Annotated in this window: 7 protein-coding genes and 1 pseudogene; 1 reads left to right on the top strand and 7 read right to left on the bottom strand. The window is 72.5% G+C overall.

Features of this window, described 5'->3' with window-relative positions; genetic code table 11:
* Nucleotides 1-61 precede the first annotated feature (61 nt).
* A complete protein-coding gene (gene denD / locus ACWC0C_RS44695) occupies nt 62-1,105 on the bottom strand; it encodes a D-erythronate dehydrogenase (protein ID WP_450870654.1) in 1,044 nt (347 codons plus the stop codon).
* Between the two features lie 89 nt (nt 1,106-1,194).
* Here denD and ACWC0C_RS44700 point away from each other — a divergent pair, with 89 nt between their 5' ends.
* Entirely contained in the window at nt 1,195-1,923 is a 729-nt protein-coding gene (locus tag ACWC0C_RS44700) for an MBL fold metallo-hydrolase (RefSeq protein ID WP_450870656.1), read from the top strand.
* A 23-nt stretch (nt 1,924-1,946) separates the two neighbouring features.
* Here the strand turns inward: ACWC0C_RS44700 and ACWC0C_RS44705 are convergent, their stop codons facing one another.
* The 6 genes and pseudogenes from ACWC0C_RS44705 to ACWC0C_RS44730 all read right to left on the bottom strand — a co-directional run.
* Nucleotides 1,947-2,357, bottom strand: a complete 411-nt coding sequence (locus tag ACWC0C_RS44705; RefSeq protein WP_449194356.1) for an SRPBCC family protein — start codon at nt 2,355-2,357, stop codon at nt 1,947-1,949.
* Nucleotides 2,358-2,368: 11 nt separating this feature from the next.
* Nucleotides 2,369-2,821, bottom strand: a complete 453-nt coding sequence (locus tag ACWC0C_RS44710) for a MarR family winged helix-turn-helix transcriptional regulator (protein WP_450870658.1) — start codon at nt 2,819-2,821, stop codon at nt 2,369-2,371.
* 43 nt (nt 2,822-2,864) lie between these two features.
* Nucleotides 2,865-4,097, bottom strand: coding sequence for an FAD-dependent oxidoreductase (locus ACWC0C_RS44715; RefSeq protein ID WP_450870659.1), 1,233 nt, complete (start codon nt 4,095-4,097; stop codon nt 2,865-2,867).
* A gap of 57 nt (nt 4,098-4,154) precedes the next feature.
* Nucleotides 4,155-5,291, bottom strand: coding sequence for an XdhC family protein (locus tag ACWC0C_RS44720; protein WP_450870660.1), 1,137 nt, complete (start codon nt 5,289-5,291; stop codon nt 4,155-4,157).
* Nucleotides 5,284-7,422 (bottom strand): xanthine dehydrogenase family protein molybdopterin-binding subunit, encoded by a 2,139-nt coding sequence (locus tag ACWC0C_RS44725; RefSeq protein WP_450870662.1) that lies wholly within the window; start codon nt 7,420-7,422, stop codon nt 5,284-5,286. The genes ACWC0C_RS44720 and ACWC0C_RS44725 overlap by 8 nt, the downstream gene beginning before the upstream one ends.
* Nucleotides 7,419-7,599 (bottom strand): annotated as a pseudogene (locus ACWC0C_RS44730) (FAD binding domain-containing protein); the annotation flags it as partial. The gene ACWC0C_RS44725 and the pseudogene ACWC0C_RS44730, both read right to left, overlap by 4 nt.

The raw sequence follows: 7,599 nt of genomic DNA on the forward strand, positions 1-7,599 counted from the left end.
GTCGCGACGAGGCTGCCGATCATGACCCTGAGTACGTGACGCCCGCCGAAGTGCGGCACAGCTATGAGGTTGGCCGCCGCGCCGGCCGCGATCGTGGGGTGATCCGGACTGCTTCGGGGTGATCGGCGAGGTAGTCCTGTACGACGGACGCGAAGTTCGCGTCGGGCTCGAGGCCGAGGGCGGCGGCGCGGGTGTTGTCGAAGACCGCCGGCCAGGAGGCCACGATGGCCTCGACGGCAGGGTCGGGCCTGACGGTCACCAGGTCGGTGACGGCGCCGCCGGCCACCTGTCGCAGCGTTGCGAGCATCTCGGCGACGGAGACCGTCAGTGCGGGAAGGTTGACCGGCGCCTGGCCTTCGAGGCGTCCCGGTCCGGCGCCGCGCTCCGCCTCCGCGATACGGAGGAGTCCGTGGACTGTGCGTCGCGGTGAGGCGAGGGCCACCCGCAGGTCGGGGCGCACCGGGCAGGTTGCCGGGAGTCCGGCGAGCGGTTCGCGAATGATGCCGGACAGGAAGCCGGATGCGGCCGCGTTCGGTGTGCCCGGCCGTACCGCGACGGTCATCAGCCGGGCGACGCGTCCGTCGAGGAAGCCGTGGCGGGTGTAGTCCGCGATCAGGTGCTCGCAGATGAGCTTCTGAGTTCCGTAGCTGGACCGCGGCATGGGCAGGGTCGACTCACTGACCACCGGGGGCATGGGCAACGCCGGATCGGCGCCGTAGACGGCGAGACTGCTGGAGAACACCACCCGCGGCAGCGGCCCGCCGGCGGCCGACTGAGCGCGGGCGGCGTCGAGGAGGGCGCGGGTGGTGTCCACGTTGGCACGCATGCCGAGGTCCACGTCGGCCTCGCACTCGGCCGACACCGCGGCGGCCAGGTGGAACAGCACATCGACCGGCTCGGCGAACACGTCGTCGAGACGGTCGATCAGGTCGCCGTGCACGATGTCCACGAGGGGGTCGGTCGCCGCTGGTGAGTCGGGCCGCACCGCGCGGTCGGCGAGCACGAGTCGTTCGATCGGTGTGCCGCCGAACGTCCGCGTCCGCAGCAGTGAGGCGGCAAGCAGGCGCCCCAGGAAACCGAACGCGCCGGTGATGACGACCCTCACGTGATGACTCCTCGATAGGCACATCGGACGCCGTCTGGCACAGCCTCGATGTTCTCTCATCTCGACCGTCCCTGTGGGACCATACGCCGGTGCGCGAGCTTACGGTGCTGGGGACATGTGGGGCATGGCCGGAGGCCGGGCGGGCGGCGAGCGGGTTCCTGCTCGAGGTTGACGGGTTCCGCCTGGTCCTCGACCTCGGCTACGCGACGCTCCCCCGGCTGCTGGAACGGTGCGCGGCGAGCGAGCTCGACGCCGTGGTCATCACCCATGAACACCCCGATCACTGCGCGGATCTGAGCGCACTCTGCCGAGCGCTGCTCTTCGGCGGCGAGCACCGCGGGCGCGTCCCGTTGTACTGCCCGCCGGGAGTGCTCGAGCGGGTACAGGCGATGGAGCCGACCGAGGAACTGCGCGAGGTCTTCGCCCCGCATCCACTCCCGGGTGGTTACGAGGTCGGCCCCTTCCAGCTGGACGGGCGGCTCCTTCCCCATCATGTGCCGCACGCGGGCGTGCGGTTGTCAGGGCCGGGCCTGACCGTTGCGTACAGCGGCGACGCCGGTCCCGACCGTGCGCTGACCGAACTGGCGGCCGGAGCCGACCTGTTGGTCGCCGGAGCGACACTGCAGGGTCCGGCTGCCGAGCCGTTCCTGCTCAGCGCGGCCCAGGCAGGCCGGTTGGCCGCCGAGGCGGGAGCTGAGCGCCTGCTGCTCACACACTTCTGGCCCGGCACCGAGCGCCGACGGTCCGTCGCGGAGGCGAGTGCCGCGTACGACGGGGAGGTCCTGGCCGCACGTGAAGCGATGGTCCTCACTCTTTGAGGGACCGGTGACCACGAGGGCGGTCACACCTCACCGGACTCGAGGATCCTCTTGAGGGTGGCGAGTTCGGTGTCGACCAGGTCGGTCTGCTCCTTGAAGACGGAGTCGCTGAGCGACGGCGGCTGATGGAAGGTGATCATGAACTCCGTGCCGTCGCCGTTAGGGACCACGCGGGCCGGGACGCGCCAGGAAGCGGTGTCGTCGACGTAGTCGTGATCGAGGATGCCGAACTCGGCGTTGGCCCGCAGGCGCAGCCTTGCCGGGCCCAGCGGGGTGGACATGCGCCACCAGTCGGGGTCGTCGGTGGGCTCGATGGAGCGGACGTTGACCACGGCCCACTCGGGCCAGTTCGCGGGGTCGGCGAGGAAGGCGAAGACCTGCTCGTGCGGGCGGTCGATGCCGATGGTCTTGGTGATGGAGTGCTTGATGCTCATCGTGCGTTCCCTCAAGGGTTGTCGGGCGGCGCCGCGGGGTGGGCTTCGCCCAGCAGACGCCGGATCCACTGCTCCAGCTGACGGCGCTGACCGGCGTCGAGCGAGCCGAAGTAGTGGGTGTCGTTGTGGTCCGCGAGCTCGGCCAGCACCGGTACAAGGACCTGCCCCTGGTCGGTCAGGACGAGCCGGACCGTGCGCCGGGAGGAAGGGTCGGGCTCGCGGCGGATGAGGCCCTTGGCCATGAGGCGGTCGACCAGGCGGGAGACGGCTCCCGGATCGATGTCCATGTGTGCGGCCACGGCCTTGGTGGTGTCGTGGCCGTGGAACACGCTGATCATCACCCCCCACTGGGAGACGGTGACGTCATGGCGGGCGAGTTCGGCCTCGAACCGGCTGTGAACCTCGTCGGACAGGCGACGGAGCCAGTAGCCGAGGTGGTCGTGCAGTCCACTCGTCTTACTCACGCATACATCATTGTTGTCACGACAACACTTGTCAAGGCAATCATTATCGGACCGCCGCGGCAGGTGGGCGTTCCCGAAGGGCGCCGTAGGCGACGAAGTACGCGGGCAGGCGGCGAAGCCACCGTGATTCGGCGAGCAGGCGCGCCATACGCCGGGCCCTGGCCGGGCTCCCGAGGGGCGGCCGGCCCTGCAGGACGGGAGTGATGAACCGGGCGTGGGCCATCCGCTGGAGTGTCTGCGCGGCGACCGTGGTGGGACGGCGGCGGCGCTGCAGACGGCGTACGTCACGCAGCCGCACGGTCCCTCGGCGCAGCGGCTCGGCGAGATAGCGGGCGGCGGCCACGGCGTCCTGCACCGCGAGGTTGATGCCGATACCGAAGACCGGGGACATCGCGTGTGCGGCGTCGCCGATGCACAGCAGGCCGGGCCGGTGCCAGCGGCGCAGCCGGTCCAGGCGTACATCGAGGAGTTTGACGTCGTCCCACGAGCGCACGGCGTACGCGCGGTCGGCGAGCCAGGGGGCGGCCGCCCTGAAGTCGGCGAGGAAGTGGTCGAGGCCGGCGGCACGGCGCCGGCTGTCGGTGCCTTTGGGGATGAGGGCGGCGCACTGCCAGTAGTCGCCGCGGTCGATCATCGCGGTCAGGAAGCGGTCGCCGGCGGCGCCGACGAGCCCCTGCGGGTCGCTCTCCTCGCGCGGCAGCCGGAACCACCAGGCGTCCATCGGGCAGGCGTAACCGTGCAGTCCCAGTTCCGGCCGGGCGCGGGCCAGTGATCCGCGGCCGTCACATGCGACGGTGAGGAGCGCGCGCAACTCGCCGGTGCGGCCGCCGGAGGTGCGGTAGCGCACCCCGGTCACCCGTCCGGACTCGATCAGGAAGTCGGTCGCTTCCGTGTTCATGCGCAGATGGAAGGCCGGCTCGCGCCCGGCCTCGTCCGCGAGCAGGTCCAGCAGGTCCCACTGCGGCACCATCGCCACGTAGTTGTAGGGGCCGGGCAGGAACGTGAGGTCTGCGACCGTGACCGCCGAGCGGCCGGCTCCGACCGGCAGCTGGACGGTGCGCACCCGGCGCTGCGGCAGCCGGGCGAAGCGCTCGGCCAGACCGAGGTCGTCCAGCAGCGCCAGGGTGGAGGGGTGGACGGTGTCGCCGCGGAAGTCGCGCAGGAAGTCGCCGTGTTTCTCCAGCACCGTCACGTCGACGCCGGACCGGGCCAGCAGCAGGGCGAGCACCATGCCGGCGGGGCCGCCTCCCACCACACAGCATGTCGTCTGTTCCATGGCAGTCCTGCCCTTCGGGAGAGCAGTAATTCATCGTACGATGAATATTCTACCCCCTCAGGCGGCCGCCGACCTCCCCTGCGCTGCGCCGTCCCGGTGGATCGGGGTGTCCGAACCGGTCAGGGGGACGCCCGTCCCGCCCCGCCGGACGGCGACGATCTCCGCCACGATCGACAGGGCCGTCTCCTCCGGTGTCCGGGCGCCCAGGTCGAGGCCGATCGGCGAGCGCAGCCGGGCCAGTTCCGCTTCGGTCACTCCCTCCGAGCGCAGGCGGCGGTGGCGGTCCTCGTGCGTGCGGCGCGAGCCCATCGCACCGACGTACGCCGCCGGCATGCCCAGGGCCGCCTTCAGCAGGGGTACGTCGAACCTGGCGTCGTGGGTGAGCACACACAAGGCCGTACGGGCGTCGGTCCCGGTGCGCCGCAGGTAGCGGTGCGGCCAGTCGACCACGACCTCGTCGGCGTCGGGGAAACGGTCCCGCGTGGCGAACACCGGGCGGGCGTCGCAGACGGTCACGTGGTAGCCGAGGAACTTCCCGGCCCGGGCCAGCGCCGCCGCGAAGTCGACGGCGCCGAAGACGATCAGGCGAGGGGGCGGCACGTTCGACTCGACCAGCAGGGTGAGACCGCCGGGGCAGTGCGAGCCGTCCTCGGAGAGGTCCAGCGTCCCGGTGCGGCCTGCCTCCAGCAGGGCCCGGGCCTCGGCCGCCGCCGTCCGGTCCAGGTCCGGGTGGCCGCCGAGACCGCCTTCGTGCGTGCCGTCGGGCCGGACCAGCAGGGCGCGTCCGCGGAGTGCGGCCGGGCCGCGGGCGACCCGCGCGAGGGCCGCCGGCTCGTTCCGGGCTGCGGCCGACACGGCCGAGGCCAGGACCGGCGCGGCCTGTCCGGCCACGGGCGTGATCAGCACGTCGATCGTTCCGCCGCAGGTCAGCCCCACGGCGAAGGCGTCCTCGTCGCTGTAGCCGAACCGTTCGAGCACGCTCGCTCCACTCCGGAGCACCTCCAGGCACAGGTCGTACACCGCGCCCTCCACGCAGCCGCCGGACACGGAGCCGATGACGGTGCCCGCGCTGTCGACGGCGAGGGCGGCGCCCGGACCGCGCGGCGCGCTGCCGTCCACCGCCACCACGGTCGCGACGGCGAACTCCCGGCCCTCCTCGATCCAGCGGTTCAGCTCCTCGGCCAGGTCAAGCATCCGGTGCTCCCGCGGCGGCCGACAGGACCCGGTCCGGTCGGATGGGCAGGCTGCGGTGACGTACGCCGGTCGCGTGCCAGACCGCGTTGGCGATGGCGGCCGCGGCGCCGACGATGCCGACCTCGCCGATGCCCTTGATGCCCACCGGGTCATCGGGGTCGGTGTCGTCGATCCAGTCGGCCTCGATGCGGGGTACGTCCGCGTGCGTCGCCACGTGGTAGCCCGCGAGGTCGGCGCCGACGTGGCCGCCCGAGGCGCGGTCCCGTAGCGCCTCCTCGTGCAGGGCCATGGAGATGCCCCAGATCATGCCGCCCACCAACTGCCCCCGTGCGGTGAGCGGGTTGACGATCCGGCCCGCCGCGAAGATGCCGAGCATGCGGCGCACCCGCACCTCGCCGGTGGTCACGTCCACGGCGACCTCGGCGAACTGGGCGCCGAAGGAGTGCCGTTCGGCGGGGGCGAGGGCACCGATGGCCGCGGTGGTGTCGGACCGTACCGTGATCCCCTCGGGCGGGATGCCGGCACCGAGGGCCAGTCGTTCCCGCAGCTCGCCGGCCGCGGCCTGGACGGCCCAGGACCAGGAGCGGGTGCCCATGGAACCGCCGGCGATCATCGCCGGCCCGAAGTCGCTGTCCCCGATGCGCACACGGACACGCTCCGGCGGCACCTGGAGAGCGTCCGCGGCTACCAGGGTCAGTGCGGTACGGGCCCCGGTGCCGATGTCGGCCGCGGAGATCCGGACGGTGAAGGTGCCGTCCGGGTGCGCGGTCGCGGTCGCGGTGGACGGTGCGGCGCCGGACGGGAAGGAGGCCGCCGCCGTACCCGTACCGAGCAGCCAGCGGCCGTCCCGCCGCAGCCCGGGGCGCGGGTCCCGGTCCGGCCAGCCGAACCTGCGGGCGCCCTCCCGGAAGCAGGCGGCCAGATTGCGGCCGGCGAACGGCAGGCCGGAGACCGGCCCCTTGTCGGGTTCGTTGCGCAGCCGCAGCTCGATCGGGTCGACCCCGCACTTCTCGGCGAGTTCGTCGAGCGCGGCCTCCAGCGCGAACGACCCCGGCGCCTCGCCCGGGGCGCGCATCCACGTCGGGGTCGGCACGTCGAGCCGGACGACACGGTTGGCGGTGTGGTGGGCGTCGGCGTCGTACAGCACCCGTGCCACCCCGGCACTCGGTTCGACGAACTCGTGCACCGTGGAGGTGAGGCTGACCGAGCGGTGCTCCAGTGCGCGCAGCCGACCGTCGGCGTCCGCGCCGAGCCGGACCCGCTGGGCCGTGGGGCTGCGGTAGCCGGCCAGCGAGAACATCTGACGGCGGGTCAGGACGACCCGTACGGGGCGTTGCAGAACGGTCGCGGCCATCACGGCGGCCACCTGGTGGGCGCGCACGCCCTTGCTGCCGAAGCCGCCGCCGACGTGCTCGGAGCGTACGCGCACGGACGCCGGGTCGAGCGAGAAGAGGTTCGCGAGCTCGCCGACGACCCAGGTGGCGCCCTGGTTGGAGTCGATCACCTCCAGCCGGCCGCCGTCCCAGCGGGCGGTCGCCGCATGCGGCTCCATGGGGTTGTGATGCTCTTCGGGGGTGGTGTACTCGGCGTCCACGACGACGGCCGAGGAGGCCAGTTCGGTGTCCAGGTCGCCCTTCTCCGTCACCGCGGGCAGGTGGCCGTCCACCGGGTGGGCGTCCGGGTGCTCCCTGCCGAACTCGACGTCGTGGGGCTCCTCTTCGTAGTGCACCACGAGCGCCTCGGCGGCCTCCCTGGCCTGTTCGGACGTCTCGGCGACGACCAGTGCCACGGGCCAGCCCAGGTGCGGCACCCGGTCGTGCTGGAAGACGGCACAGGTCGGGTCCGGCCGTGTGCCCAGCAGGCTCGTGTAGTCGGTCTCGAGACGGAGTGCGTTGCCGTGGTCCAGGACGGCGAGAACGCCCGGCATCGCGAGGACGGGCTCGGTATCCAGGGCGCGGATACGGCCGCGGGCGATCGTGGACAGCACCAGCCAGCCGTACGACAGGTCGGCGAAGGGCACCTCGCCGGCGTAGCGGGCCGCTCCGGTGACCTTGTCCCGGCCCTCGACGCGGGTGTGCGCGGTGCCGACGGACCCCGTCCGTACGGGAGTTCCGGTGGTGACGGTGGTCATCGTGCGGCCTCCTCGGCGAGTTCGGACAGGACGGCCACCACGAGGTTGCGGATGAGGTCCACTTTGTAGCCGTTGTGCGGCAGCGGCCGGGCCGCCGCGAGCTCGGCGTCCGCCGCCGCGGCGTAGGTCTCGGGGCCGGCCGGCGCACCGGTCAGGACCCGCTCGGCCGCGGCGGCC

The sequence above is a fragment of the Streptomyces sp. NPDC001709 genome, from assembly GCF_053596375.1.